Source organism: Maribacter polysiphoniae (assembly GCF_003148665.1).
GTDB lineage: Bacteria > Bacteroidota > Bacteroidia > Flavobacteriales > Flavobacteriaceae > Maribacter_A > Maribacter_A polysiphoniae.
Genome location: NZ_QGGQ01000014.1, coordinates 84,571 through 111,179, shown reverse-complemented (window position 1 = coordinate 111,179; position 26,609 = coordinate 84,571). Strand labels below are relative to the sequence as shown.

Genomic DNA, 26,609 nt, shown 5'->3' with positions numbered 1-26,609 from the left:
GCGATTTCCCAGTCCTTTCACTCCTTCGAAATGACGGGTTGCCCAAATGAATCTAAAGGTCATTCCGAACGAGCCATGCGAGGAGGAATCGCATCCTGTACTTAAAATCCTAGGTTCAAACTCGGCTTTATGTCATTTCCCAATCGTTTTACTTTTTCAAAATGACCCTGCTACCATCAATACCCAAACCGTATGGTCATATATGGCCCATAGGCGATAAGTATCACCAGCATGGTAAGCAATACGGAAACAATTGTAGCAAATAATAAAAGTACCAGACTTTTATACGTTCTGGATAAGTGTCCGGCTGGACTGTTTTGGATAATTTCTTTGATTACACCCATGATTCCCAATCTTTAAATTTAACAGCATCATCATAGTCTTTCGGATGTAGGTATTCAATTAAAATGGGGTTATTACTAAGTAAACAATTAGGTCCTGAAAAACCCTACTGCGTTTAGTGAAAAAAAATGGCATAAAAAAAGTGCCCTTTAAGGACACTTTTTCAATCGTTCTATTTTATTGGGATTTATTCGCAACCACCGGTAAATCCTTTGGCACTGAATTTGGTCTGTACCGCACCTTGTCGACTGCCATCCACAACCCGAATGGCTAAATTGTTATCGCCACTTCCGTCCCTTTTAGGGCTACAATACTCAAAAAGATAGAAGCTATTGGCCCGTTCCGAAATTTTTAAGGAAATATCATTGAACGTATTTTCCAATTCTTCCGCATTCCCTGCGAACACGCTATAGGTCTTTCCGATATCGGACAACACCTGGGTATCGATTTCCGCCCCTAGGCCAATCGTAAAAAACGATATATTCCCGTTTGCCTCGGTAACCTTCTTCAATGCTTCTTCTTCTTTATATCGCGATGCCTGATCGGTACCATCGGTAAATACAACAACAGAGGCTGCACCGATAACGTCATCCTTAATGTTGTCCTTTAAAAGATCTTCTGCAATCTTGGTGGACTTGATAACAGCACCATAAAGGTCTGTGGATGGATCATTACTGATATCATCGGTAATTGAATCAATAGCTGCAACCAACTCTTCCTTAGAACTGGTCAAATCGTTCAAAAGGTGTAATTCATCTTCTCCATCAAACCAATAAATCGCCATTTTATAAGATTCCTCAGTAGTCGCCGGCATCACATTGTTCACAAAAGTGACCGATGCTGTTTTCAATTCGTCAAGACTACTGCTCAACACACTATTACTTAAATCCAAAACCAAAAGCGTATTCGAATTGAATATCTGTGAATTGGGTGAAATACGGGCAAAGGATTCTGATGCCGAAATGGTATTGAAACATTCATCATTACGCCCTTGTTCGTAAATCGTAAATTGATTTGCCGTTAATTGGGAAATAGGGTTACCATCAGTATCGGATACCTTGAACAAGATAGAAACCTTACCCGGCAAGGTGGTGTACTGTTCCTGTATGGATAACACTAAATCACTTTCGCCTAAATTGAGACATTCATCAACAGGTTCCCCTTTGCCAAGTCCATCCCCGAAATTAAGGTCCAGATTCACATCATCATCCGAATTACCACAGGAAAAGGCTAAAAAAAGGAGCGTAAAAACACTAAAATATCTTAAATAATATTTCATTTTCATTATTTTGAGGTTCAACACACAGAACGTATAATCGAATTTAAAAGTATACCTTGTTTTAAAAAATATTGTTAAATCTTGTTAAAGAAAAATTCGGTGGTTTTTATATGGTCTATTTTAGAAGTCATAAAGGCCTGATACAAAATTAATTTCAGTAAGAATACAGGATGACCCATGAATTCAAGAACATTGTAAAAGCCTATATTTCGGCTAGAAAAAAACAGGAGAAAACCGTTTTGGCAACAGTCGTTGCCCTAGATGGCTCATCCTATAGAAGACCGGGTGTTCGCATGCTGATCCTTGAAGGTGGCAATGCCATAGGGGCAGTAAGCGGCGGATGTGTTGAAAAAGAGGTCATACGACAGGCACAAAGTGTTTTTAAGGATGGTATCCCGAAAATGATGACTTACGACGGCCGGTACCGTTTGGGATGCGAGGGCTTGCTTTATATTTTGATCGAACCTTTTCAACCCCAAGATGACTTTATCGAGGCTTTTGAAAATAATCTTAAAACGAGGAATCCGTTTCACATCAAAACATACTTTACCCACCAAGAAGGTTGCCACAAGGCCTATGGGTCCATTATCAGTATCAACCAAGGGGATTATGCCCTGTGTAAGAATTACGAACCTCGTGGGGACTTACAGTTTTTTACCCAAGAAATGAAACCGTGTTTCAAATTATTGATCATTGGGGCAGAACACGATGCGGTTCAACTAAGTACTTACGCCTCCCTTACGGGTTGGGAGGTCACCATTGTAACGGTACCTTCATCGCATAAAACGCTTAACGATTTTCCTGGGGCCCAGGAAATGATCGCTGTAGATGCGGAAAATCTAGATCTGGCTCTGATAGATGATCAGACCGCTGTGATGATAATGACACACAATTATGTAAAAGACCTGAAATACCTATTGAGAATCGTAGGAACACATCCTTCCTATATTGGCATTTTAGGTCCTGCCAAACGAAGGGAAAAACTTTTCGGGGAATTGATCGAACGCCATCCCGAGATCGCTGATTCCTTTTTTGATAGCATCTATGGACCTTCGGGTTTAAATATCGGGGCAGAAACGGCCCAAGAAATCAGTATTGCCATTTTATCGGAAATATTGGCCGTTGTACGTAACCAAAACCCGATAATGCTTAAACAAAAATCCAACCCCATACATTGCTAACGGGTAAATCAAAAAATATAGCCTTGATTATCCTGGCCGCTGGCGAATCTTCCCGTATGCAACAGCCAAAACAACTGCTGCCATGGGGAAAAACAACCCTCCTGGGCCATGCCATAAATGTTGCCCGAAGAAGTGATGCAAAACATGTTTACACCGTATTGGGCGCCAATGCACTCGCCATTCAGCAAAAGATCGATCTCTCAAATACCCATTGTATATTCAACCCTGACTGGAAAAAAGGAATAGGCGCATCCATAGCAAGTGCCGCACAATTCCTTTTGGAATCAGAAACAGATTATGATGCGCTTTTATTTACGCTCTGTGACCAACCATTGATCAATGCCGAATACCTTAATGGCATGATCAAGGCTTATCGGAATGGGGATAAAAACATCATTGCAACGGCATATGAACATGGGAATGGGGTACCCGTTCTTTTTCATAAAAAATTTATTGGCGAACTACTAACCTTGGACGGTGATTCGGGAGCTAAGGATATCATAGCCAAAAACAGTGAGGAAGTACGCACTATTGCTCCCCATGGAAAGCAGATAGACCTCGACACCTATGGGGAGTACCAACATTTAAAAAACCAAACAAACCTATGAAATTAAAAAGCCTGTATGTTGTATTGATGGTCATGGTAATACCCATCTCCAATATGACTGCCCAAGAAATGGATTTTGAGAACTATAATCCCAAATCAACCTTGGTGGTTCCCGTAAATGATGTAAAAAAGGCCAAATTTCCTTTTATAGATGTCCATAGCCACCAAAGGGACATGTCCCCAGAAGCCCTGTCCGCATTGGTCAAGGATATGGATGCCCTGAATGAGGGTGTTATGGTCAATTTAAGCGGAGGTTCCGGAGAACGCCTACATACCATGATAAAAAACATAGCGGCTAATTACCCGAATCGCTTCGCTGTTTTTGCCAATGTCGATTTTGAGGGTGTAGGGACCGCTGGGTGGTCAGAAAAGGCAGCCAAACAATTGGAAACCGATATCAAGAATGGGGCAAAAGGACTTAAAATATTCAAGAGTCTGGGATTGCGCTATACCGATAGTGACGGAAAACGTTTGGCTATAGATGACCCAAGGTTAGATCCCATTTGGGCCAAGTGCGGAGAACTGGGTGTACCTGTATTGATCCATGCTGCCGACCCCAAATCATTCTGGGACCCGATGGATAAGGATAATGAACGTTGGTTGGAGCTAAAGACCCATCCCCGAAGAAAAAGATCGGATACCGATCCCGCTCCTTGGGAACAAATAATCGAAGAACAGCATCATGTATTCAAAAAACATCCAAATACCAAGTTTATCAATGCCCATATGGGGTGGTATGCGAATGACCTTAAAAAATTAGGGGAATTATTGGATGCCATACCCAATATGTACGTTGGAATAGCCGCAGTCATTGCTGAATTGGGAAGGCAACCTAAAAATGCCCATGCATTTTTCATAAAATACCAAGATCGAATCCTATTTGGAAAGGATAGTTGGAAGCCAGAGGAGTTCCCCACCTATTTCAGGGTTTTGGAAACTGGTGACGAATATTTCCCGTACTATAAGAAATACCATGCATTTTGGGCCATGTACGGACTACAACTTCCTGATGAAGTATTAAGAAAAGTATATTACAAAAATGCATTGAAACTTATCCCTGGACTGGATCCAGGATTATTCGAAAAATAAAAAGCGTATTTCTAGAAGTGCTTTTTAGTCCCCACTTGGGAATCATTATCATATTCTTGGAAAATGCCACAGGAATATACTTTTTTAACCAAAGGGGCTTCTTGCTTTATTTTCTTTTTGGATAAAGCTTCAATCTGTGGAGACAAATAGTTCATGGTATAATGATTTGTGTTTAATACTATAACAAAGAACGAAGAAAAAGTGAAATTAATATAGGTGTTGACACATTCATAATATTTTTTTAACAATTGATATGATTTTTTTGCCATGTAAGGTGGAAGACCAGCAAGACCTATACCAGGATATCGTTAATCAACTCTGGAAATCCTTTGATTCATTCAGGGGGAGGCAAATTCAGTACCTGGATGTACCGTATTGCCTTGAATACCGCTTTGACCCATATAAAAAAAAACAAACACAAAGGACATTCCGTAGCCATTGACAGGGTGGTTTTGCGCCAAACGGAATTATATGATACCGTTTTTGAGGAACGTGTTAAAATACTTTATGGATACATACATCAATTGAATGTGCTTGAAAAAGGGCTGATGTTGTTATTGTTGGAAGGTAAAAGCTACACAGAAATTTCGGATATAACGGGATTGACACCTTCCAATGTGGGTACACGCATCTCCCGGATCAAAACAAAATTGAAATCAAAGATCATTAAAAAATAAGTCATGGAAATGGAAGAATTACAGGCTACCTGGACGCAAATGAGTGAGGAACTCGATAAGCAAAAACGATTAACCGATAAAATAATATTGGAAATGACACAACAGAAATATAAAAACAAATTCCACGGGATAACCTTTTACGAAACAATAGGTGCGATCATTTGTTTTGCCATCGCACTATATTTGATATTCAATTTCCATAGGTTGGACACTTGGTATTTAATGCTTTGTGGCAGTATCACTCTCGTTTTTATCCTTATACTTCCAATCCTTACATTAAGGTTTCTTAAAAAAATAAAGGATGTGGATATTTCCGAAAGCAATTACAAAGAGACGCTCTTTCAATATACAAAAGCCAAGAACAGGCTATTATTCATTCAACAATTTGCATTTTATGCCAGTTTTGCCGTGATGTTCACAACCTTACCGGTAGCATCGAAATTATTGTCGAACAAGGATTTTTTTCTTATGGAAAAAGGTTTAGGGTTATATGCTTTTATTGGGGTGGTACTCGTTTTTCTGTTTTTCTTTGCCCGATGGGGCTATGGTTGTTATAAGGGGGTCACGAGTTCTGCCGAGGATATTCTAAGGGAACTGGAGTAGGGGGGTAATCAATCCTTCCTTTACCCAATTAAATAAACCTGAGCTGTTTTTGGATATAGTCCAAAATCAACATCCAATTCATTTTTAAGACTAGGGCTGCCGTAGGCACATTGTCATCCTCGATGGCTGAAATGATTCCATCATGCTGATTGTCAGATTTGGCATAAATGGAATCATCGGACATAAATGCCCTTTCATAAAAGATGATCCGTGTTTTAAGGTCGGTCAAAATCTGATGCGCAAGAGCGTTCTTATAGTGCTGGGTGAGTATGTTATGGAATTCGAGCTTTGCGTGTATACGGGACAAGGTATCCTTGGCATTTTTAAATTTGATCTGGGTTTGTTTTAGGGCTTCGATCGATGAGGCTTCGAAAACGGAATTCTCCAGGGCCAAAACTTCTAGATCGGCCACCAATTCATACAGGTCCTTGGCTTCCGAATAATTCAATTCGGCAATTATAAACCCTCTGTTGGGGATGGCTTTGATCAACATCGATTGTTGCAATTGGGTCAGCGCCTCCCGGATCGGGGTCACACTAACATCCAGTTTACGTGCCAAAGCAGCCAAATTTATGGTCTTTCCTGGTTCCAATTTGCCATAGGTCATTTCATCTAGAAGATGCTCCCGAACTTGATCGCGTAAGATTATTTTGGATTTCATGCCGCTAAGATACTATATCGTATACGATTTAACGTTATTCTTTAGGGCTTGGTATACTACCATATAAAAAAAATATAAACCCTTAACCTCAGATATTGACAATTTTGAGCCAATATTAGTACAATATATACAATTGAATCTCTAGGGAAATACCTATCTTGTTTTTGATTATGGGAAAACAAATCACACTATTTTTTGTGCTCTTTACAAGCTTTCTTAGCATGGCACAAAAAAAGAATGAGTCTTTTCGGTTACATATCAAAAAGACAACCTCACCCATTGTAATTGATGGTGTGGCCGATGATGCCGCTTGGAAAGACACAGAAAAAGCCGATGATTTTTTCATGGTCCTGCCCATGGATAATCGTAAGGCCACCGAGATGTCCGAAATACGGATGGCCTATGACGATAAGCATATTTATCTTATCGCTACTTTTTTCAACACAACCAAGGGTCAGAATATCGTTGAATCCCTACGTCGTGATTTCAATTTCGGTAAAAACGATAATTTCTTGCTGTTTCTAGATCCTTTCAATAACCAAACCACAGGGTTCTCCTTTGGTTCCAATGCTGCAGGCGCGCAATGGGACGGTACCATGTTCGGGGGCAGTAGCATAGACCTCAATTGGGACAGTAAATGGATATCCAAAGTCGTAAGCGACGAAGATAAATGGGTTTTTGAAATGGCGGTGCCCTTCAAATCGATACGCTATAAAGACGGGGTAAAGGAATGGGGTATCAATTTTAGCCGTTTAGACCTTAAAGCCAGTGAAAAATCGAGCTGGACACCCATTCCAAGGCAGTTCCCTACCGCATCATTGGCGTATACCGGGGTATTGGTCTGGGATCAACCACCACCTTCACAAGGCTCAAATATTTCCGTTATACCTTACGTGTTAAGTAGTGTAAGCAATGATCTTGAGGGGGAAAGCTCTTTTGATAAAAAAGTAGGTGGCGATGTAAAGATAGGCCTAACCTCTTCCTTAAACCTTGACTTGACCGTCAATCCTGATTTTTCACAGGTGGAAGTTGACCGACAAGTCACCAATTTAGATCGTTTTGAACTGTTTTTTCCAGAAAAACGACAGTTTTTCCTTGAAAACGGTGACCTTTTTGCCAATTTTGGGTATTCGAGCATTCGTCCCTTCTTTTCAAGACGTATCGGTTTGGGCGTACCTATACGGGCAGGGGCCAGGGTCAGTGGCAACCTGAATGAAAAATGGCGTTTGGGGGTTATGGATATGCAAACGGCCGCGGTGGATGCAACGGGGCTACCCAGTCAAAATTTCGGCGTACTGACCTTACAACGAAAAGTCTTTGGTCGATCCAGTATCGGACTAATGGTGGTAAACAAGGAATCAATCAATTATCCCCAAGAAAATGATTCCATAACTGCCTTATATCCTAAATTCAATCGCAACGTTGGATTGGAATATAATTTGGCATCATCGAACAATATGTGGGATGGCAAGGCATTCCTTCTCAAATCGTTCTCCCCGGACGACGAAGGCAATGGTATTACGCAAGCTGCCCATTTGGAATACAAAAGCAGAAAATGGAACTGGCGGATACAGGAAGAGTCCGTAAGCGAGAATTACAGGGCCGAGGTGGGTTATGTCCCTAGAAACGGTTATATAAAGACCCAATCATTCTTAGGATATCTTTTCTTTCCAAAATCCGGACAAATCCTAAGCCATGGACCAACTTTGAATACCAGTTATTATTTTAATGAGGATTTTGAACGTACCGACAATACCAGTTATTTACTATACTCCTTTGCTTTTCGCAATCGAAGCAGCCTTGATTTTTTTATATCGGATGATTTTGTTGAATTATTATCCCCTTTCGACCCCACCCGTTTGGGTAAACAAGAATTGGCGGTAGGTACCAAACACCGCTGGAACGCCTTTGGTTGGATGTACGCCTCGAAACCCCAAAGCCTATTCACCTATACCTTTGATGGTCGTTTAGGAGGGTATTATGAAGACGGAAACAGAACAAGCCTTACCACAGAACTCGGATATAGGTTTCAACCCTTCGTGAGCCTCAGTGCAAATTTAAATTACAATCGGATAAAAATGCCTGCCCCATGGAACACAAACGAGTTCTGGCTCATTGGATCTGAAGTGGACATAACGTTTACGAACAAATTGTTCTTTTCCAATCTCTTTCAATACAATGAGCAATCCAAAAACTTCAATCTGAACTCACGCTTCCAATGGCGCTATAAACCCGCTTCCGATCTGTTTATCGTGTATACCAACAACCATTTATTAGACCCTTATAACGGCCGGACTTGGTCGCTTACCCTTAAGCTCAATTATTGGTTTAATCCGTAGGGGATACCTTGGATTAAAAACGGTTAGGAACGCCCACAATTTAAATTAAAAAATTATGCTTATCTACTTAATTCGATATACCCAGTGTATTAATTAATTGATTTTCAGCTTGTTACTATATCATATAACGGTTATGAAAGCATTTTTGTATTTTTAAATGAATTTGTCCCATTCACAATAATGAAGTGCATTTTTGGGGGCCAAACATTAAGAATACAATAATTTTCGGAGATAAAAACTAACAAATATCATGTTATTCCCTTTAATGTAATTTTAGATTTGTAAGACATCAATATAAATCGCTACTCCATGAAGATATACGACGATAAACACATTAAGAATGTTGTTCTAGTTGGGGCTCATAACTCTGGTAAAACGACACTGGCCGAGACGATGCTTTTTGAGGCCGGATTGATCAATAGGAGAGGTACCGTAGAAAACTTGAATACGGTCTCTGATTACCACGATATTGAGCATGAGCGGGGAAACTCGGTTTTTGCCACCCCGCTACATACCGAATGGCGGCAGTATAAGATCAATATCATGGATACGCCTGGTTTGGACGATTTTATTGGGGAGATAATTTCCTCGATACGTGTGGCAGATACCATTGTGACGGTCATTAACGGACAATATGGCGTAGAGGTAGGTACCGAGATCATTTGGAATTATATTGATAAATACCAAAAGCCGACAGTTTTCGTAATCAATCAAATAGACCATGTGGGCCTTAAATTTGATGAAAGTTACAACAGCCTTAAAAATTTGGTCGGAAACAACCTGGTCAAAATCCAATATCCCATAAAAGTGGATGGCGCGCAGTGCATCATCGATGTATTGAAAATGAAAATGTACAAGTTCGGACCTAATGGAGGGAAACCGGAAAAGCTGCCCATTCCCAAAGATCAAAAGGAACTGGCGGATGAATTGCACAATGAGTTGGTTGAGAAGGCTGCGGAAAATGATGAGGAGTTAATGGAACTCTATTTTGAGAAAGGAAGCTTGAACGAAGATGAAATGCGACAAGGCATCAAGGCCGGTATGCTAAACCAAGAGGTGTTTCCCGTATTCTGCACTTCGGCCCTTAACGATATGGGTAGCGGTCGTTTAATGGGATTCATAGACAATGTAGCCCCTTCTGCCTCGGATTTAAAACCACAACAAAGTGTTGAAGGCAAAGTTATTGAGCCCAAAAAAGAGGCTCCGACATCACTTTTTGTATTCAAGACCATCCATCAACCCAATTTGGGACAAATTACATTCTTCAAGGTTAAATCGGGAGAAGTAAAACAGAACGATAAATTGGTGAACTCGAGAAATGGGGAAACGGAAATTTTGAACCAACTGTTCATTATGGACGGTAAAAAACGTGAACCCGTACCAAAATTGACCGTAGGGGATATCGGAGCAACCCTAAAATTAAAGTATACGGAAACAAACGACACCCTACACGAGGCGGGCAATCCTATTACGATCAAACCCATCCAATTTCCCGAACCAAGGACTAAAAAATCAATTTCAGCCTCGAATAAAAAAGAAGAGGAAAAATTAAGTGACGCCTTAAAGAAAATACACAGTCAGGATCCAACGGTCGTGGTTTCGTATTCAAAGGAATTGAAGCAAATGATTTTAGGTTGCCAAGGTGAATTGCATTTGGCAACGATCGATTGGACCTTAAAGAATGGTTATGGGATTGAAGCATCATTCGAAAAGCCCAAAATAGCTTATCGTGAAACCATTCAGCGATCTGCGAATGCTAGCTACAGACACAAAAAGCAATCCGGTGGGGCAGGACAATTTGCCCAGGTACATTTAAAAATAGAACCTTGGTATGAGGGCATACCCGAACCTGAAGGATTCAATATTCGGGGTAAGGAAGAAGTTGATCTGCCATGGGGCGGTAAACTCGTCTTTTATAATTGCATCGTGGGCGGGGTAATTGACCTTCGATACTTGCCTTCGATAATGAAGGGCATTTTGGAAGTCATGGAAACCGGTCCGTTGACAGGCTCATATATCCGTGATGTACGGGTCATGGTTTATGATGGTAAAATGCACTCCGTCGATTCCAATGATATTTCCTTTAAAATTGCCGGAGCCCATGCCTTTAAGGAAGCTTTCCTGAATGCCAATCCCAACTTGCTGGAACCCGTCAACGAATTAACGGTCAAGGTCCCTGAAGAAATGGTCGGGAATGTGATGACCGACCTGCAATCGCGACGTTCCATTATACAGGGAATCAATACAATGGATAATTACCAGGTACTAAAATGTATGGTGCCCGCTGCCGAATTATATGGTTACTCTACCAATTTACGGTCTATGACCCAAGGTAGGGCCACTTTTAAATCCGTTTTTTCATCCTTTCAAGCCGTTCCTTCGAATGTGCAAAAAGGATTGGTGAAACAGAATGAACAATAAATTACTAACCAACCTTTATTAGTAGAGGGTGCACTTTTAAAAAGTGCACCCTCTTGTTTTTCCTTAAGGATGGTCTTTATAGCCTATTCCTATTTAAAGTGACGGTAGTTCGCCCATTGCACCCTTTTACTATTCTTGAAATTGGAAAAATAAGAATTTTTCCGGGCCTCTGTAGGGGTTTGTAAAGTGATTGTTGTTCTCATGATGATTGTTTTTTTTAGATCCTGAATAAAGTCCAGGAAGTGATTGATGATTGTTTTGTTATTGTTGGGGCTACCTGTTGTAACTTCTATAGGCTGCCCAACGTACACGTTTACTGTTCTTAAAACTTGAAAAATAAGCGTATGTTCTTGATTCTGTAGGTGATTTACTTAATGTTGCTCTCATGATTTCTGTTTTTTATGATCTGTATGTCAATACCGATCTGATTGTTTTTTGATTATGATGAAGGATTGTATTAGCGATTATATTTTCTATAACCTGCCCATTGAACCCGTTTGCTGTCTTTTAAGGTTGAAAAGAATGAATTTACCCTTGTTTCTGTTGCTGTTCTTCTTAGTGATGCTCTCATGATATTCGTTTTTAATTGTTATTGGTTTTGTTGCTGATTGTTAGATCATAGAATCTATCGGTATGCCAACCGCTACCTAAATCAAAATATATTCTAGGTCTTACTTGATGTGGATATAATGTTTCCATTGTGTTGTTTTTAATTGACTTACACTAAACAGACGAGATGGGTGTAGTTTTGTTACAGTACTATGTATAAAAAGGTACTATTTTATATAATATTTAACAATCGAAGGTATTAGATAGGGGAGAATAAAAAATACTATATATTTGATTTACAGGTTTTTACACTTATTTACAAGTAAGAATATAAAAATAAATAAAATGCAAAAGAAATGACTTGGGTCATTGTTTTAAGGGTACCATTCATCTTCATTTGCATAAAAATAGGTTATGACATTGCTTATTGTCCTAATACTCCTAACTGTATTCATACTGTTCCTATTATTTATGAAAGTGGTTCTTTTCATTGATACGGGTACCCATGAATATTTTATACAAGCCAAAGGATTGGTTAAAGCCAATATAGAACCTGATAGGGAGCAGTTGATTCGGATTCACATTAAGGCCTTGTTTATGGATTTCTATTTCCATCCTTTAGACCGAATAAGTTCCCAGAAAAAGGAAAAAACCTTAAAAAAACAACAGGTTTCAAAAAAGAGGCATCCCAAGATGAATCGTATTCTTAAGGCTTTACGGACCTTTAAAGTCAAGCAACTAGTATTGAATATTGATACAGGGAATTGTATCACAAATGCCAAATTATATCCTGTATTTGCTTTTTTAAACCTTAGCCAGGGACAATTCAATATCAATTTTATAGGACAAAACCAATTCATACTTCATATACAGAATAGACCAATACACGTAATTAGAGCACTTATTAACACTTAAAACTCAATACTATGGAATTACATTTTGAAGAATTATTGGGAAAGATCACAGACTTTATGAAGGCTGAGGCCAATACAGAAACTGTAGTTGGCAAACAATTTGAACTGGGTGAATTTAAATGCGTACCTGTTATAAAGGTAGGCATGGGGTTTGGCTCTGGTGGGGGCGAAGGTACCGAGGCTAAATCAAAAAAAGGCCAGGGCATGGGCGCTGGTGCGGGTGTCGGCATTGAACCTATCGGTTTTCTAGTGACCAAAGGTGATCAAATTTCATTTTTGGAAGCAGGCAAAACACACGGATTGGCTGCAGCATTTGAAAAGGTTCCTGACCTTATTGAAAAAATAACCAGAAATAGGAAAGCCGAAGAAACCGTCGCTTAAATCTTCCTTAAAGGCGAAGGATCTATAATCAAAGGGTGGTTTAACTTAAGGGTAAACCATCCTTTTTTATGGGAACGTTTGTAATTCTCGAAGGACTACTTAAGCAACAAAAGCTTTTACTGCTATTAAATTAATTAGCAAAACCTTATATTTGCATAAGTTTTTGAATTAGGGACCATTTTTCAATGAAATGGTCGTATGTTTTCTCCGAGATTGTTTTTTTTCATAGCACGATTTGTTTAAGCCCTTTTTCTTAAATTTAAAACAAAAATTTATTGTAATAAAATATGGCCAAGTCGCAACAGACATTTAACAAAAGTGAAAAAGAAAAGAAGCGTTTGAAAAAACGTGAGGAAAAGAAAAAGAAAAAAGTAGCTCGAAAAGCTGCAGCTAAAGAAAGTGGCGGCGGCATTCAGTTTGCTTACGTTGATTACAACGGCAATTTAACCGATACCCCTCCAGATCCATCCCAAAAGATAGAAATCGAGGCAGAGGACATTGTCTTGGGAATTCCTAAGAAAGAGGAAAGTGATGAGGAGAAATTCGATCCAGTAAGAACAGGTAAGGTTTCTTTCTATGATTCTTCCAAAGGATTTGGTTTTATCATAGACGCGGTTGACCAAGAAAAGTATTTTACCCATGTCAGTGGTTTGATTGATGAAATCGAGGAAAACGATAAGGTATCCTTCGAGCTTGAAAAAGGACAACGTGGTATGAACGCAGTTAGGGTCAAGAAAATCTAACAACATACCATTTCATAACAAATTTGATTTATAAAGACCGCATAGTTTGCGGTCTTTTTCTTTCTTCCTAAGGGTCTTCCTATAAAAATATGGTTTAGGATTAGAAGCCAAAGTGGGACAATCCTGATGGAAATTTACATTGACGGGGAAATCCGATGGAAAAAAATCGTTATTCCTGCCATGTATATCCATGGTTGTAATGAAGAAGGTACAAAAGTGAATTCCAGTGCCTCTACGGGCACAAAATCTTGGGTGCATAATAAAATAAGGTTCCATGGGAAGTAAAAGAGGGCTATTTGCCCTTTTTATTATGTTTCCTTCGTTCCTGCTGGCGCGTATCCTAAATCTATTATGCTATTTTTGTCCCTTTGTTTGAAAAATTTTAAATGATCAGGAAAATTTTAATAATAATAAAACGAATGTTGATAGGTATTGGTGTTCTATTGGGAGTGGTATTGATAACCACAACGATTTTTATATACAGTAGCCCGGAATTTGGGGGTAAGGCCTCCAAGGAAGAAAAGGAACTTTACTCAAATTCGAATAATTATAAAGAGGGTAAATTCATCAATCGGGGGAACGTTGAGATGTCTATGGACTTTAATAAGTTCGTAAAAAGCCTGGTGGGCTATTTTAAACCTTCCCCAAAAACAAGGCCGAGTGAAGACATAACGGTTGAGAAAATAGATTCCCTCAGTATCGTGAACTATAACGATAGTACTCGACTGGTATGGTTTGGCCATTCGACCTTTTTACTTCAAATGAATGGAAAGAACATCTTGATCGACCCTATGTTCGGGGATGTTCCGGCCCCCAATCCCATATTGGGCAGCAATAGGTTTAGTCGTGAATTGCCGATACAAATTGAAAAATTACCCATCATCGATGCCGTTATACTATCCCATGACCATTATGACCATTTGGATTATGGTTCAATCCTGAAATTAAAGGACAAAGTAGGTCATTTTTATACTCCTTTGGGCGTTGGTGTCCATTTACAGGAATGGGGCGTTTCACCAGAGCGAATTACGGAGTTGGACTGGTGGCAAGAAAGTAATTTTGATGATTTGATCTTTAGATGTACCCCTGCGCAACATTTTTCAGGAAGGGGAATCAATGATCGGGGCAATACCCTCTGGGCTTCTTGGATCATACAATCCACAACCGAGAATATATTCTTCAGTGGCGATAGTGGGTATGGTTCCCATTTTAAGGAAATTGGCAATAAATATGGACCTTTTGATTTTGCCATGATGGAATGTGGTCAATACAACGAAATGTGGAAGGAAATACATATGATGCCGGAAGAAACGGCACAAGCGGCAATCGACATCAAGGCAAACAGAATAATGCCCATTCATTGGGGGGCCTTTAAATTGGCCATGCATTCCTGGACCGATCCTGTTGAGCGAATCCTAAAAAAGGCCAATGAATTGAACGTTTCAGTAATTGTCCCTAGAATAGGGGAGTCCATTAGCCTTGAACAACAGGACTATACCACTACGGATTGGTGGGACAAATTCAATTGACACAAATTTTCACATAACCATTTATTTCAAGACAACATACACCATCAGAATACCTATGGATCTCATGGCTATTTTCTTTGGTGTAAAATCACCAATTTAAGAACAACCTTGGTCACATCCTTTTTATACTTAGTTGAGAATCCGAAGTATATGATTAATATTGACCCTCATATATAATTCATGGAAAAGAACCAAAAACCATTATTGATTATCCTTGCATTTTTCTCCATATATGTTATTTGGGGTTCTACCTACCTTTTAAATAAAATCGCCGTAAATGAATTACCCCCTTTTATGCTTGCGGCCACACGTTTTACTGTTGCTGGGATATTGATATTCATTATCGCCATGATGATGGGAAAAAGTATTGCCATAAGCTGGCGCCAATTGAAGAATACCATTATTGCCGGTTTCTTGTTCCTATCCTTTGGAAATGGGGTAGTGGTTTGGGCCCTTAGGTTTGTTGATAGTGGTTTCGCAGCTTTGGAAGTTTCTGCACAGCCATTGATCGTTCTTGTACTTATGCGTATCCTCCAAGGTAAAAAAATACAGTTGATGTCCATTGTTGGGGTAATCCTTGGTTTGATCGGAATTTATTTACTGGTAAGCCAAAAGCAAATCCTCAGTCAAGAGAATTCCATTTTAGGAATGTCCATGATATTTCTATGTATGTTGAGTTGGGCCTATGGAAGTATTTTTGTCGGAAAGGCAGATCTACCAAGAAACCACTTTGTGAATACGGGTTATCAAATGCTGATGGCGGGTATCATGCTTGCTATTTCGAGTCTACTTTTTAATGAGACATGGAGCTCTCCTTGGGTATGGAGCAGCCCCGTGCAATTATCGGTGTTATTGCTTATCGTTTTTGGTAGTATCGTGGCCTTTACATCGTTCAATTATTTATTAAAGGTCGTTTCACCAGAAAAAGTAGCCACCTCTACGTATGTAAATCCCATAATCGCACTGGTTTTGGGCTGGTATTTTTTGGAAGAGGAGGTGACCCTACAGTCTATTATGGCTGCCGTTGTACTGCTTACAGGGGTTTATTTCATCAACACCAAACGAAAATTTATGGTTTTTACCCGTTTTTTTCGATCTTGATTATTTCCCTTGTTGGAATATCACGGAATTTAAATCTGAGGCATATGGATTTTTGTATAATACGACTTTCCTTTTGATGGTTTTTCAAAATCAGCAACCTCCCTCTGGTTTTCGTTTCTTCTTTTTCTTCACCGCGATGACCTTTTTAGGGGTTACCGGAGCCAATACCTGCGTGTCTTCCGAATTTTCAGGATTACCATTGTTGAAGATCTCCAAATAGTTGGCTATCGGTTTTTCCAAATCATAATTCGTTACTTCAAACCGATTATCCACCAATTGGGTGGCGCTGTTGAGTATTTTTATATTTTCATAACCCAGTTGGTACAAGATCATCCAAGCACTGTTCGCCTCATTGGGTGTTTTGCCGTAAAAGACTATTGTCTTGCCTGCATCCCTTAATCCATCGAACATTGAAATACTTTGTTCTTCCAAAATATCCGCTGTGGGCATATTCAAGGCTTCACCGATATGGCCCTTGGAATACTCGAACCTTTCCCGAATATCTATGAATACCGAATTTGATTGGTCAACGTCCGTATAGTCTACCAAATAATCCTGTGTGTTGACCATGGCTAGGGTCTCACTGTTCGTTTTCTTATAAACGTTGGTCGGTTTTTTGAAAGTCAATACCCCGATGAGGATGACCAGAATAAAAATTACGGTTGATATTGAGATACGTTTGGTTTTTTCCAATTCTTTCATGTCGATATAGTTTTAGCAACCCCCCTCTGGTTTTCTTTTTTTCTTTTTCATAACAGGAACGACAACTTTTTTCGGAGTCCTATTTAGCTGCTGTTCATTGTCCTGCGCCTTTATACCCACACCAAAATACATCGCTGCTGCCTTTCTGAAATCATAGCGTTCAAAGGCTTCCTTTGCCATATTTTCTGTCGGTTCTGGTGGATTGAGGATCGTGTTATACCATCCATTGATACCTCCTTTTAGCACATGCAGGTTTTTATAATCCAATCTGGTCAATATCAACCATGCTTGGTCCGCTTTGAAATCGTCATTGGAAAACAATACAACATCATATTGACCTTGATTCAAATAGGCTTCATAATCAGCATTTAAGATCGCATCGAAAGGTATATTGAGGGCTCCTGCCAAGGTATATTCCGCATATTCTTCTTCGTCCCGCAGATCGATCAACAGGATCGACGGGTCTTTGGCAATGATCTTATGGGCCAAATCATCTGAGGTAACATAACGTTCAGGGTTTACAACTTTTGCTAAAAGATCTTCCGCGGTTACATGTTCGTTTTTTTGATATGCCGGCAATAATACCAGACCTAAAGCTGCAATAAGGAGCAACGAGGCTAATATGATATACCGTTTAGCAAGAATTTTGGCCAGATTCCTATTGATCATAATGCTTTATTTTAGTAAAATACTTTTTTAATACGCTTCCGTACAATATCAGAGACAAAGAAGGCCACCAAGGCAATTATTGTGACCCCGAAGATTATGTAATTTGCTGGAATGTCGAAACTATCCACCAAAGTGATATTCCCTAAGAAAGAACCATTGTACAGTCCTTCCAATACACTATAGGCTTCTGAAAAAATGAATACCCCCAGCATAATGCCAAAAACATAGACCCAAGCATCCAGTTTGCCAATGGCAACGGCACAAAGACTGGTGCCGGGACAAAATCCGCCTGCGACGAAACCTACCCCCATAATGGCCCCACCGATAATCGCAGCCCATAAATAGGTAGGATGCACATATAACATGCCCATATCGATCCATCCTAGATAATCCATATAATACAAGCCGATCACCGAGACAACGGCAGCTGTGAAAAACACTTTCAGTACGGCAAAGTCATAGCCATAAAAAACACCCGCCAATTTTCGGGAGGAAGAGAATCCCGAGGCTTCCAAAATAAAGCCAAAGGCCAAGCCTATCAGTACGGCGATAATGATGTTCCATTCATTTGTTAATATTCCATTTGGTATCAGAGGTCCCATATGCCTTATATTTTACTATTAATCTATATCCAATTTTTTCTAAAAAAGTATGCGAAAAGGTACGCCGTCCCGAAGATGGCCAGCATCGTGATAAACCCACCGGTCGACAATACGGCCATACCACTCAAGGCCGCCCCACTGGTACAGCCTCTGGCAATCTGTGCCCCAAGTCCAAAGAGGATCCCACCGAACAAGGCAAAGACCAAACGTCTTCGTGAAGTGATCTTTGGGGAATGTTGTACCCTAAAACCTATACGACCCGATAAGGACCCCGAAATAAAGGCTCCGGCAAGAACGCCAAGGCTTTCAAATACCAACCAGGTATTCATGGGTGATTCATCATCCTTAACGAATTTACTGTAATAGGCATTATTGATGGTGTGCTCATGGGAAACCTTGTCGACCAACGTAACAACACTACTTTTCATAGCACCGCTAGCCCCAAGGCCACGCCCCGTCATATAAAAAGTAAAGATGATCAAAAGTCCCAATAGGAAACCTCCAAAATAAGGATTCCAATATACGTGTCTGTTATTTTCACTTGATTTATCCATTGCATGCAATTATTAATATTAATATAGATAGCGTGTTAATTGTCCCGCTTCCACCATAACAAATCGGAATACCAGACCTCCAATAAGGATGAGAATGGCGGGGACCACAACGGGAACCTTATAGCCTTTCAACTCCAAAATTTCCAAAAGTCCGGGCAACAGCAAACCGAGAATGACCACAAAAACAAAGAACATTACGGTAAATTCGCCATTGGTCAAGAGTTGCATCGCTTCCAATTGTACTTCGGAACCTGCCCAGTACCCCATGATCATATGTACGATAAGGGCCAATTCAATAACAATAAGGGCTATATCGATCTTACTGAAAAGGCTTCTTTCACTTTTCGATTTTGAAAAAAGAATAATGGTGGCTGCCGCCGTAGAAAGTCCTGATACCAAGAACAGGGGTCCTAAAATGGCATTGTTCCATAGTGGACGTGCATTAAAGGCCGATAGCAGTATCCCGGTATATATCCCTAGGACTACGGAAAGGGGGATCAATACATAAGCCATGTTCATTCGATTTTTGACCACAAAGGCTTGGAATTTTTTCAAAAACCCGAATTTCAAATCCATTTTAGGGAAAACCTCCTTCCAATAACTAAAAACCCAAAGCATGGATAAAGGGGTAATAATAAGCAATACCCAAGCACCCCAGGACATGGGGGATTCAATCCTAACGGTTGTATACAATTGCCAAAAATATATTTTATGGGTAAGGTCATAAAACAAGGCCAATAACCCAAGTACCAAGGCTATAGGTGCTATCATAACGGCATACTTTACCGTAGCCGGGGTTTCTTCTTCTTTTTTAATAACGGTAAATACCGCTGCAAAAAATAAGAGTCCGGCTGCCAAGCCCCCTAAAAACAGATAAACTGAAATCGGCCAGTGCCATATTTGCAAGGATGGGTCGATGTTCGGTAGGTTTCTACCACTTGTGAATAGTTCTTCTTCCATTGTTAAGGTTTATATTAAATAATAAACATGGGGTTTTGTTCCCGCCTCTGGCGCCAAGGTTTTATGCTTTCTGGCTTTGAGTAATTGCGACACTTCACTGTTAGGGTTATCCAAATCGCCAAAATACATGCATTTGGTAGGACAAACCGAAACACAGGCTGGGAGTTGGCCTTTCTCGAGCCTATGATGGCAAAAAGTACACTTATCCACATAGCCTTCCGGATGTTGGTATCTCGCATCATAAGGACAAGATTCTATACATGCTCCACAACCGATACATTCATCGGGGGTCACCAAGACGATTCCTCCTTCAATAATATGACTTGCACCCGTAGGGCAGCAGCGTACACAGGGTGCATTCTCACAATGATTGCACCGCTCGGATCGCAATTCCAATTCAAGATTGGGATAGGCTCCTTCAACCCGTTCAGTAATCCAGTCCCTGCAATACCCAATAGGAACATTGTTCTCGGTTTGACACGCAACTACGCAGTCACTGCAACCTACACACTTTTTGGTGTCGATGACCATGGCATATCTCATACTTCTACGGTTTTAGATGGATTTTCAGTAAGTATCTTAACAAAGTTTCCGCGCATTCCTGTTCCTCCCATAATGGGATCAATGGCCACTTGACTGATCAGTTGTGTATCACTGGCGCCCTTGCCATGTGCACGGCCCAATTTTTTGTTGTTATGCCCAAACCCATGGACCATATATACGGAATCCCATCGGATCCTCTCGGTAACACGTACCCGAATGGGGAATGAGGATTGGACCCCATCCTGATTCTCTAGCCAAACGTACTGTCCTTTTTTCAAACCAAGTATTCGAGCCACCTTTGGATTGACCCACAGGTCGTTCTCACTCTTTAAATCGTTGAGATTGGGATTGTTTACCGTTCTACTAAAGGTATGCATGGGTGATCTACCATAATTCAATCGATAGTATCCCGGTGCAGGCTCTGGGTGTTTCGTATACGTGGGCATAGGGTCAAATCCCTCTCTTTCCAAAGCTCCTGAGTAAAACTCTATTTTACCACTATCGGTATAGAATTCATAATCCTGTCCTTCTTCCAAATACATAGGGCCAGACTTTCTAGGGAATTTTTTCACCCCTATTTTTTCCATTTCCTCCAAGGAGGTTCCCATTTGTTTCAATTGCCAGGCAATGACTTCCTTAAAATCATCATATTTAAAATAGTCGTGCAGTCCAAGTTTTTCCCCCAATTGTTTGGCAATCCACCAGGCCGGTTTCGAATCAAACCTTGGGGCTACGGCCGGCATGCGTAAGGCTATCGATGGTTCCCTATTCGTAGCGGATCGAATGCCATCATAACGTTCCAAATAGGTACATTCGGGCAAAACAACATCGGCATACCCAGTGATTTCCATGGGCATGGTATCTACAACCACCATAAAATCCAAGGCATTAATGGCTTCTTCCAATAACTTTTTGTTCGGAATGGAATTGTTCAAATTGGTGCCGGCCACGAACCATGCCTTTATAGGATATTCATTATCCTCTGAAGGTAAAGAGGCCTTAATAAGTTCATTGGTAATGCCCATTTCTGCAAAAGGATATTTTTCACCAATTTCTTGCCAACCCCATTTTGGGGTAGGATAGGGGGGATGGGGGAACTTCGGAATACTTATTTTCTCCTTGAAATAGAATCCACCCCTGCGGCCCCAGGAACCTAATAGTCCATTCAAGATGGCCATAGCCCTTGCCCTTTGGGTATCGTCCCCATACCAAGTCACATGTCGTCCCGGATGTATTATGGTTGCAGGGGCGGCAGCGGCCATTATCCGTGCCGTTTTTCTGATTTCCTCAGGTTTTATTGTGGTAACACCATAGGCCCATTCCGGAGTGTACTCCTGTACATGCTCTTTTAACTCCTCAAATCCTAGGGTATACCTATCCACATATTCCTTATCATATAAATTCTCGTTTATAATGACATTCATCCAGGCGAGCAATAGGGCAATATCGGTCGAAGGCTTGATGGCCAACCAATGTTGCGACTTACTTGCTGCCGTTGAAAGTCGGGGATCCACCGTGATAATGGTAGCACCACGATCAATGGCATCCGACATTTCCTGTACTTGGGTATTATGCATGTTCTCACCAATATGTGATCCTATCAAGACCAGACATTTGGTGTCCCGGATATCGGTTGGTTCCGGTGAACCCACCCATGACCCGAAAGTTAGGCTAAAGCCTGCTTCCCTTGGTCCGCGACACTGTGCATATGCCGGCTCCGCTATACTTTCAGAACCGAAAGCCTTGAATAAATGTTCAAAATGGGAGCCTGGTGAGCCATGTTTCAGTAATCCTAAACTCTCAGCACCGTATTCTTTCTTTATCCCCTTCATTTTTGTTGCGATCAAGGTCAATGCCTCATCCCAATCCGTTTCCACAAAAGTTTCCTCCCCATCGATAACCTTTCGTACCAAGGGTTTCTTTAAACGATCGTTGTCGGTATACATACCAACACCACCAGTTCCACGGGGACATAGCCTACCATTGCAATGGGGGTCAATATCGTTACCTATGATTTTATGAATGGTACCCTTACTGTCAGTATGTACCCATCCGGCACATTTCCAAAAGCACACCTCACAATAGGTTGCAGTCTGTCTTAATTTTACAAGGGAATCCTCCAATGCAAATCCCTCTAAATAAGAATTTACACCCATGGATTCCAATGATGTAGCGGCAACAGCTACACCCCCAAAACCTAATGCGGAAATCTTAATGAATTTTCTTCTTGACGTACCCATAAACTTTTCAATCAAATTCTAAAGTGCAATATTGCATGCGTATGAATGTAAATTTACACACCATCATGACCTCAAATAATGATAATTGTCATGTTTTCAACAAGTTAAGTGTAACAAATGTTACATAAGAAACCTCTTTAGAACTGATTTAAATTGTAATTTTGATAAAGAAAACCAAAGGTTTATGAAGAAGAATGCATTAGGGAATATAAAAAAAGTTGCCATTGCATTATTGATCTTGATGGTGTTGGGTACCCTAATATTCATAAAATATTGGGACTTTGGTAAAATAGGGAGTACTGCATCCCCAGAGTATGTTGATATTTCACCTACTTCGGAAAGTTGTATTCAATGCCACTCGACTACGAGTGGTTTTTCTGATTATCACAATCCTGATTTCATAGGTTGCATGAGTTGCCATCTGGGTAATGGGAAGGAATCGGACAAGAACAAATCACATGAGGGAATGGTGCTTATCCCGGGTAATCTCAGTAACGCCTCCGAAACCTGTGGAAAATGCCACCCGAATGAATTGTCGAAAATAAAGGTCTCCCTAATGACGACGAACAGTGGTATTGTGGCCGTGGATAAATATATTTTTGGCGAAGCTGAAACCCCTAATGACCATTACCATATAAAGGATATACAACATACTGCCTCTGAAAAACACCTGCGGGACCTCTGTGCCAATTGTCATTTGGGGGCTGACAAAACGGAGTTTGGAAAAATCACCCAATTGAGTCGCGGTGGTGGGTGTATCGCGTGTCATTTGAACTATACCAAGCAGGCCCATAACGAATTGACACAATATCTCGATTCCAATAAAAAAACGATTCCCAAAACCCATCCCTCTGCCGACATATTCGTTAATGACCTTCATTGCTTTGGATGCCATAGTCGATCCAGTCGTATATCAACCAATTATGAAGGTTGGCAAGAAACCTTATTGGATGAAGAGCAAGTTCAAAATAAACCGAATTATCGGGTTATGGAAGATTTGAGGGTGTATGCCAAAAAGGAGGCCGATGTACACCATACCAACAATATGCTATGTGTTGATTGTCATTCCAGCCATGAAGTAATGGGTAATGGCATATCCTATGCCCATGAAGAGCAAGCGGTTACCTTGAAGTGTTCCGATTGTCACTATAAGGAAAAACCACAAACGATCCCCTATGACTCCCTTGATCAAGAATCCTTACTGGTTTTTATGCACAGAAAATACACCCATACCGATAAACCCATACTGGTAGCCGAAAATGACGGTCACCCCTTGGTAAATTTGTATATGGAGGGTGACCAAGCCTATTTGGTCGGCAAAAAAGATGGTAAGCTACATAAGATAAAGCCGCAATCTGAAAGCTGTTCGCGGGATAGTGCCCACAAGAATGTCAGTTGCGCCACATGTCATTCGTCCTGGACCAACAAATGTATTGGTTGTCATAATGTATTTGATAAAAAAGACCCTAACGGATTTGACTTACTCGATAAAACCAATGTTACCGGACAATGGGTAGAGCATGTCGCGGAATTTTTGACTTCATACCCCACATTGGGGGTTCGGGAATCCGAAGACGGTAAAAAGTACGAGCCCGCCATCCCTGGAATGATCATGACCCTTGACAAGGGTAGTTTCGAATCGGGTCGGGCAGGGGAGGATATTTCCTTTCATCGCCTATACGCCCCAAATTCGCCCCATACAACCACAAAGTCCGTCAGGAACTGTACATCGTGCCATTCAAATCCCACAGCCTTGGGCTATGGCAATGGGAAATTGATATATAACACATCGACAGGAACGGGTCAATGGGATTTTACGCCGGAATATGCCATGAATCCCAATGATAATTTACCCGAAGATGCTTGGATTGGTTTTATGAATTCACAGAATCAAGATAAGGTCAATACCACCCGGACCGATTTTAGACCCTTGTCCATCAAGGAGCAAAAACGAATGCTATTGGTCGGGGCATGTTTACAATGCCACTCCGATAATTCCAAGGTAATGCGGCAAAGTCTGGGGAATTTCCAGTATCTCCTCGATAATTTGGATGCGCGTTGCATACTACCAAGCAATCCTTAATAATGTAAAAAACACTTCGGGGTCCTCTTTTCGCTTAAATATATGATTGCAATATTCATCATCTAACGGTGGTCTTCAAAGTATTCATACTGATAACCGTATGGTTATGCCCTATTTTTTAGATTAGACTAAAAATATTTTATATTTTTGCTAAAAATTATTGCCATGTTATCCCAGGCCGAAGAAAATTATTTGAAGGAAATCTATGCGTTGGGTGAAGAAACCCAGAAATTGGTAAGTACCAATTCGATCGCAAAAAAAATGAAGACCAAGGCATCTTCCGCTACCGATATGCTTCAGAAACTTGCCAATAAAGGATTGGTGGACTACACAAAATACAAAGGGGCCAGACTCTCTAAAAAAGGGGAAACCAGGGCGATGGTGATTGTCCGAAAACATCGTTTATGGGAGACCTTCTTGGTGGACAAGCTTGGCTTTAGTTGGGATGAGGTACATGACATCGCAGAACAATTGGAACATATTCAATCGAAAACATTGACCAATAGACTCGATGCTTTCCTGGAATACCCTTCCCATGATCCCCATGGGCATCCCATACCCAATACAAATGGAAAAATCGTTGCCTCGGAAAGCATTATACTCGCGGAGTTGAAGGTAGACGAAGAAGGGATTGTAGTTGGGGTAAAGGATGCCTCGGATAGTTTTTTGAAATATTTGAACAAGATCAATATTACCATTGGGGATACCATTAAAATAGTGGAAATAGAACCCTTTGATAATTCTGTGACCATCGATAACAATACACAACAAATCACAATCTCCGGAAATGTGGCTAAAAACCTCTATATAAAAAGCGAATGAACACATACGATCCACTTTTGGCACTTTTGGTATTCTTGGGTATTTGCCTATTGGGCTTTCTGTTTTTTAGGCCTAATAACGGCTGGTTCTGGTTGATCAACAAAGGATCCCAGTCCACCGATAAAATAATTGTCGAGGATATCCTTAAACGATTATACCACAACGAAAATGCGGGCAAATACCTGAATATCAATGATATTGTACGCACACTGAAGCAAAATGACAAAATGGTCATTGATAGTATCGATAATATGGCCACCTTGGGATTGGTACGCATTTCAGGCGATATTGTAAAATTGACGAAATCGGGCAGCGATTATGCCCTTCGGATTATAAGGGCACATAGATTGTGGGAAAGGTACTTGGCCGACAAAACCGGTTTTAACAAGACCGAATGGCATCAACGGGCCGAAAGAAAAGAGCATGAGTTATCTATGGATGAAACCAACCTCTTGGCCCATAAACTGGGTAATCCACAATTTGACCCGCATGGGGATCCCATACCTACCATAACCGGTAAAATGGCTGAATTAAAAGGGGTTCCCGTATCCGAATTAAAGACGCATACTATTGGAAGGATAATCCATATTAAAGACAAACCCGATATCATTTACAAACAGATAATGGCCGAAAACATCCATATAGGATCTATTATACGAGTCGTTGAAAAATCCCCGGAACGGATTGTTTTCCATTCCGAAGGGGAAGCTTTTAAGTTGGCACCGATTATGGCGGGTAATATTACGGTTTCCATTTTGGAAAAAAATATTTCCTATGAGGAAGATATATTAAGACTCAATATCCTTAAGGAAAATGAAAAAGCAAAAATCATCGGTATTTCAAAGGAGATAAGGGGAGAAAGTAGAAGACGGTTATTGGATCTCGGATTTGTAAAGGGAGCCAGTGTTAGTATTGATCTTTTAAACCCATTGGGTGAACCCAAAGCTTATTTGATAAAAGGAACCAGTATTGCCTTGAGAAACGATCAGGCATCTAAAATTTTAATTAAAAAATAGGT

At 40.5% G+C, this 26,609-nt stretch carries 27 protein-coding genes; 16 read left to right on the top strand and 11 right to left on the bottom strand.

Features of this window, described 5'->3' with window-relative positions:
- Positions 1-176: 176 nt before the first annotated feature.
- Positions 177-344 carry a hypothetical protein gene (locus tag LX92_RS22540; RefSeq protein ID WP_170117911.1) on the bottom strand — a complete coding sequence of 56 codons (168 nt, stop codon included), beginning with the start codon at positions 342-344 and terminating at the stop codon, positions 177-179.
- Between the two features lie 185 nt (positions 345-529).
- Positions 530-1,621: a vWA domain-containing protein gene (locus LX92_RS20565; RefSeq protein WP_394340356.1), complete on the bottom strand. Its 1,092-nt coding sequence runs from the start codon at positions 1,619-1,621 to the stop codon at positions 530-532.
- Positions 1,622-1,791: 170 nt separating this feature from the next.
- On the opposite strand from LX92_RS20565, the gene LX92_RS20560 reads away from it, so the two are divergent.
- From LX92_RS20560 to LX92_RS20550, 3 genes are read left to right on the top strand one after another with little or no spacing between them, the layout of a single operon-like run.
- Entirely contained in the window at positions 1,792-2,802 is a 1,011-nt protein-coding gene (locus tag LX92_RS20560) for an XdhC family protein (protein WP_109654642.1), read from the top strand.
- Entirely contained in the window at positions 2,796-3,410 is a 615-nt protein-coding gene (locus LX92_RS20555; RefSeq protein WP_109654640.1) for a nucleotidyltransferase family protein, read from the top strand. Before LX92_RS20560 ends, LX92_RS20555 begins: the two co-directional genes overlap by 7 nt.
- On the top strand, positions 3,407-4,498 hold the full coding sequence (locus LX92_RS20550; RefSeq protein WP_109654638.1) for an amidohydrolase family protein: 1,092 nt from the start codon (positions 3,407-3,409) through the stop codon (positions 4,496-4,498). Before LX92_RS20555 ends, LX92_RS20550 begins: the two co-directional genes overlap by 4 nt.
- An 11-nt stretch (positions 4,499-4,509) precedes the next feature.
- Here the strand turns inward: LX92_RS20550 and LX92_RS22535 are convergent, their stop codons facing one another.
- Complete coding sequence (locus tag LX92_RS22535) at positions 4,510-4,653, bottom strand: hypothetical protein (RefSeq protein ID WP_170117910.1); 144 nt, start codon at positions 4,651-4,653, stop codon at positions 4,510-4,512.
- Between the two features lie 174 nt (positions 4,654-4,827).
- Between LX92_RS22535 and LX92_RS20540 the strand changes: the two genes are divergently transcribed.
- Both LX92_RS20540 and LX92_RS20535 read left to right on the top strand, forming a co-directional pair.
- Positions 4,828-5,175: an RNA polymerase sigma factor gene (locus LX92_RS20540; RefSeq protein ID WP_223308438.1), complete on the top strand. Its 348-nt coding sequence runs from the start codon at positions 4,828-4,830 to the stop codon at positions 5,173-5,175.
- Positions 5,176-5,178: 3 nt separating this feature from the next.
- Positions 5,179-5,778, top strand: a complete 600-nt coding sequence (locus LX92_RS20535) for a hypothetical protein (protein ID WP_109654634.1) — start codon at positions 5,179-5,181, stop codon at positions 5,776-5,778.
- Between the two features lie 28 nt (positions 5,779-5,806).
- Here LX92_RS20535 and LX92_RS20530 read toward each other — a convergent pair whose 3' ends face one another.
- Complete coding sequence (locus LX92_RS20530; protein WP_109654632.1) at positions 5,807-6,439, bottom strand: GntR family transcriptional regulator; 633 nt, start codon at positions 6,437-6,439, stop codon at positions 5,807-5,809.
- 221 nt (positions 6,440-6,660) lie between these two features.
- Between LX92_RS20530 and LX92_RS20525 the strand changes: the two genes are divergently transcribed.
- The 8 genes from LX92_RS20525 (at position 6,661) to LX92_RS20495 (ending at position 16,416) form a co-directional block, all read left to right on the top strand.
- Entirely contained in the window at positions 6,661-8,778 is a 2,118-nt protein-coding gene (locus tag LX92_RS20525; RefSeq protein WP_223308437.1) for a DUF5916 domain-containing protein, read from the top strand.
- Between the two features lie 309 nt (positions 8,779-9,087).
- Positions 9,088-11,199 carry an elongation factor G gene (locus tag LX92_RS20520; protein ID WP_109654628.1) on the top strand — a complete coding sequence of 704 codons (2,112 nt, stop codon included), beginning with the start codon at positions 9,088-9,090 and terminating at the stop codon, positions 11,197-11,199.
- Between the two features lie 963 nt (positions 11,200-12,162).
- Positions 12,163-12,663: a hypothetical protein gene (locus LX92_RS20515; RefSeq protein ID WP_146197888.1), complete on the top strand. Its 501-nt coding sequence runs from the start codon at positions 12,163-12,165 to the stop codon at positions 12,661-12,663.
- Positions 12,664-12,674: 11 nt separating this feature from the next.
- Positions 12,675-13,043, top strand: coding sequence for a GerW family sporulation protein (locus tag LX92_RS20510; RefSeq protein ID WP_109654624.1), 369 nt, complete (start codon positions 12,675-12,677; stop codon positions 13,041-13,043).
- Between the two features lie 287 nt (positions 13,044-13,330).
- Positions 13,331-13,786 carry a cold-shock protein gene (locus tag LX92_RS20505; RefSeq protein WP_109654622.1) on the top strand — a complete coding sequence of 152 codons (456 nt, stop codon included), beginning with the start codon at positions 13,331-13,333 and terminating at the stop codon, positions 13,784-13,786.
- A 126-nt stretch (positions 13,787-13,912) separates the two neighbouring features.
- Positions 13,913-14,071 carry a hypothetical protein gene (locus tag LX92_RS22530; RefSeq protein WP_170117909.1) on the top strand — a complete coding sequence of 53 codons (159 nt, stop codon included), beginning with the start codon at positions 13,913-13,915 and terminating at the stop codon, positions 14,069-14,071.
- Positions 14,072-14,205: 134 nt separating this feature from the next.
- On the top strand, positions 14,206-15,315 hold the full coding sequence (locus LX92_RS20500) for an MBL fold metallo-hydrolase (RefSeq protein ID WP_223308436.1): 1,110 nt from the start codon (positions 14,206-14,208) through the stop codon (positions 15,313-15,315).
- Between the two features lie 180 nt (positions 15,316-15,495).
- The gene (locus tag LX92_RS20495; RefSeq protein WP_109654619.1) at positions 15,496-16,416 is read left to right on the top strand and encodes an EamA family transporter; all 921 of its coding nucleotides are present in this window, start codon (positions 15,496-15,498) and stop codon (positions 16,414-16,416) included.
- Positions 16,417-16,506: 90 nt separating this feature from the next.
- Here LX92_RS20495 and LX92_RS20490 read toward each other — a convergent pair whose 3' ends face one another.
- The 7 genes from LX92_RS20490 to LX92_RS20460 are packed head-to-tail and all read right to left on the bottom strand — an operon-like array spanning position 16,507 to position 22,686.
- Complete coding sequence (locus LX92_RS20490) at positions 16,507-17,118, bottom strand: rhodanese-like domain-containing protein (protein WP_109654617.1); 612 nt, start codon at positions 17,116-17,118, stop codon at positions 16,507-16,509.
- 12 nt (positions 17,119-17,130) lie between these two features.
- Positions 17,131-17,787 carry a rhodanese-like domain-containing protein gene (locus tag LX92_RS20485; RefSeq protein WP_109654614.1) on the bottom strand — a complete coding sequence of 219 codons (657 nt, stop codon included), beginning with the start codon at positions 17,785-17,787 and terminating at the stop codon, positions 17,131-17,133.
- Positions 17,788-17,798: 11 nt separating this feature from the next.
- A complete protein-coding gene (locus LX92_RS20480; RefSeq protein ID WP_109654612.1) occupies positions 17,799-18,389 on the bottom strand; it encodes a YeeE/YedE thiosulfate transporter family protein in 591 nt (196 codons plus the stop codon).
- Between the two features lie 23 nt (positions 18,390-18,412).
- Positions 18,413-18,943, bottom strand: a complete 531-nt coding sequence (locus tag LX92_RS20475) for a YeeE/YedE thiosulfate transporter family protein (RefSeq protein ID WP_109654610.1) — start codon at positions 18,941-18,943, stop codon at positions 18,413-18,415.
- Positions 18,944-18,961: 18 nt separating this feature from the next.
- Positions 18,962-19,903: an NrfD/PsrC family molybdoenzyme membrane anchor subunit gene (nrfD, locus tag LX92_RS20470; RefSeq protein WP_109654608.1), complete on the bottom strand. Its 942-nt coding sequence runs from the start codon at positions 19,901-19,903 to the stop codon at positions 18,962-18,964.
- Positions 19,904-19,912: 9 nt separating this feature from the next.
- Positions 19,913-20,446: a 4Fe-4S dicluster domain-containing protein gene (locus LX92_RS20465; protein ID WP_109654606.1), complete on the bottom strand. Its 534-nt coding sequence runs from the start codon at positions 20,444-20,446 to the stop codon at positions 19,913-19,915.
- On the bottom strand, positions 20,443-22,686 hold the full coding sequence (locus LX92_RS20460) for a molybdopterin-containing oxidoreductase family protein (protein WP_109654604.1): 2,244 nt from the start codon (positions 22,684-22,686) through the stop codon (positions 20,443-20,445). Before LX92_RS20460 ends, LX92_RS20465 begins: the two co-directional genes overlap by 4 nt.
- Positions 22,687-22,870: 184 nt before the next feature.
- Here LX92_RS20460 and LX92_RS20455 point away from each other — a divergent pair, with 184 nt between their 5' ends.
- From LX92_RS20455 to LX92_RS20445, 3 genes are all read left to right on the top strand, one after another.
- Positions 22,871-24,769 (top strand): hypothetical protein, encoded by a 1,899-nt coding sequence (locus tag LX92_RS20455; protein WP_109654602.1) that lies wholly within the window; start codon positions 22,871-22,873, stop codon positions 24,767-24,769.
- A 165-nt stretch (positions 24,770-24,934) separates the two neighbouring features.
- Positions 24,935-25,591, top strand: coding sequence for a metal-dependent transcriptional regulator (locus tag LX92_RS20450; protein WP_109654599.1), 657 nt, complete (start codon positions 24,935-24,937; stop codon positions 25,589-25,591).
- On the top strand, positions 25,588-26,607 hold the full coding sequence (locus tag LX92_RS20445; RefSeq protein ID WP_109654597.1) for a metal-dependent transcriptional regulator: 1,020 nt from the start codon (positions 25,588-25,590) through the stop codon (positions 26,605-26,607). The genes LX92_RS20450 and LX92_RS20445 overlap by 4 nt, the downstream gene beginning before the upstream one ends.
- Positions 26,608-26,609 lie beyond the last annotated feature (2 nt).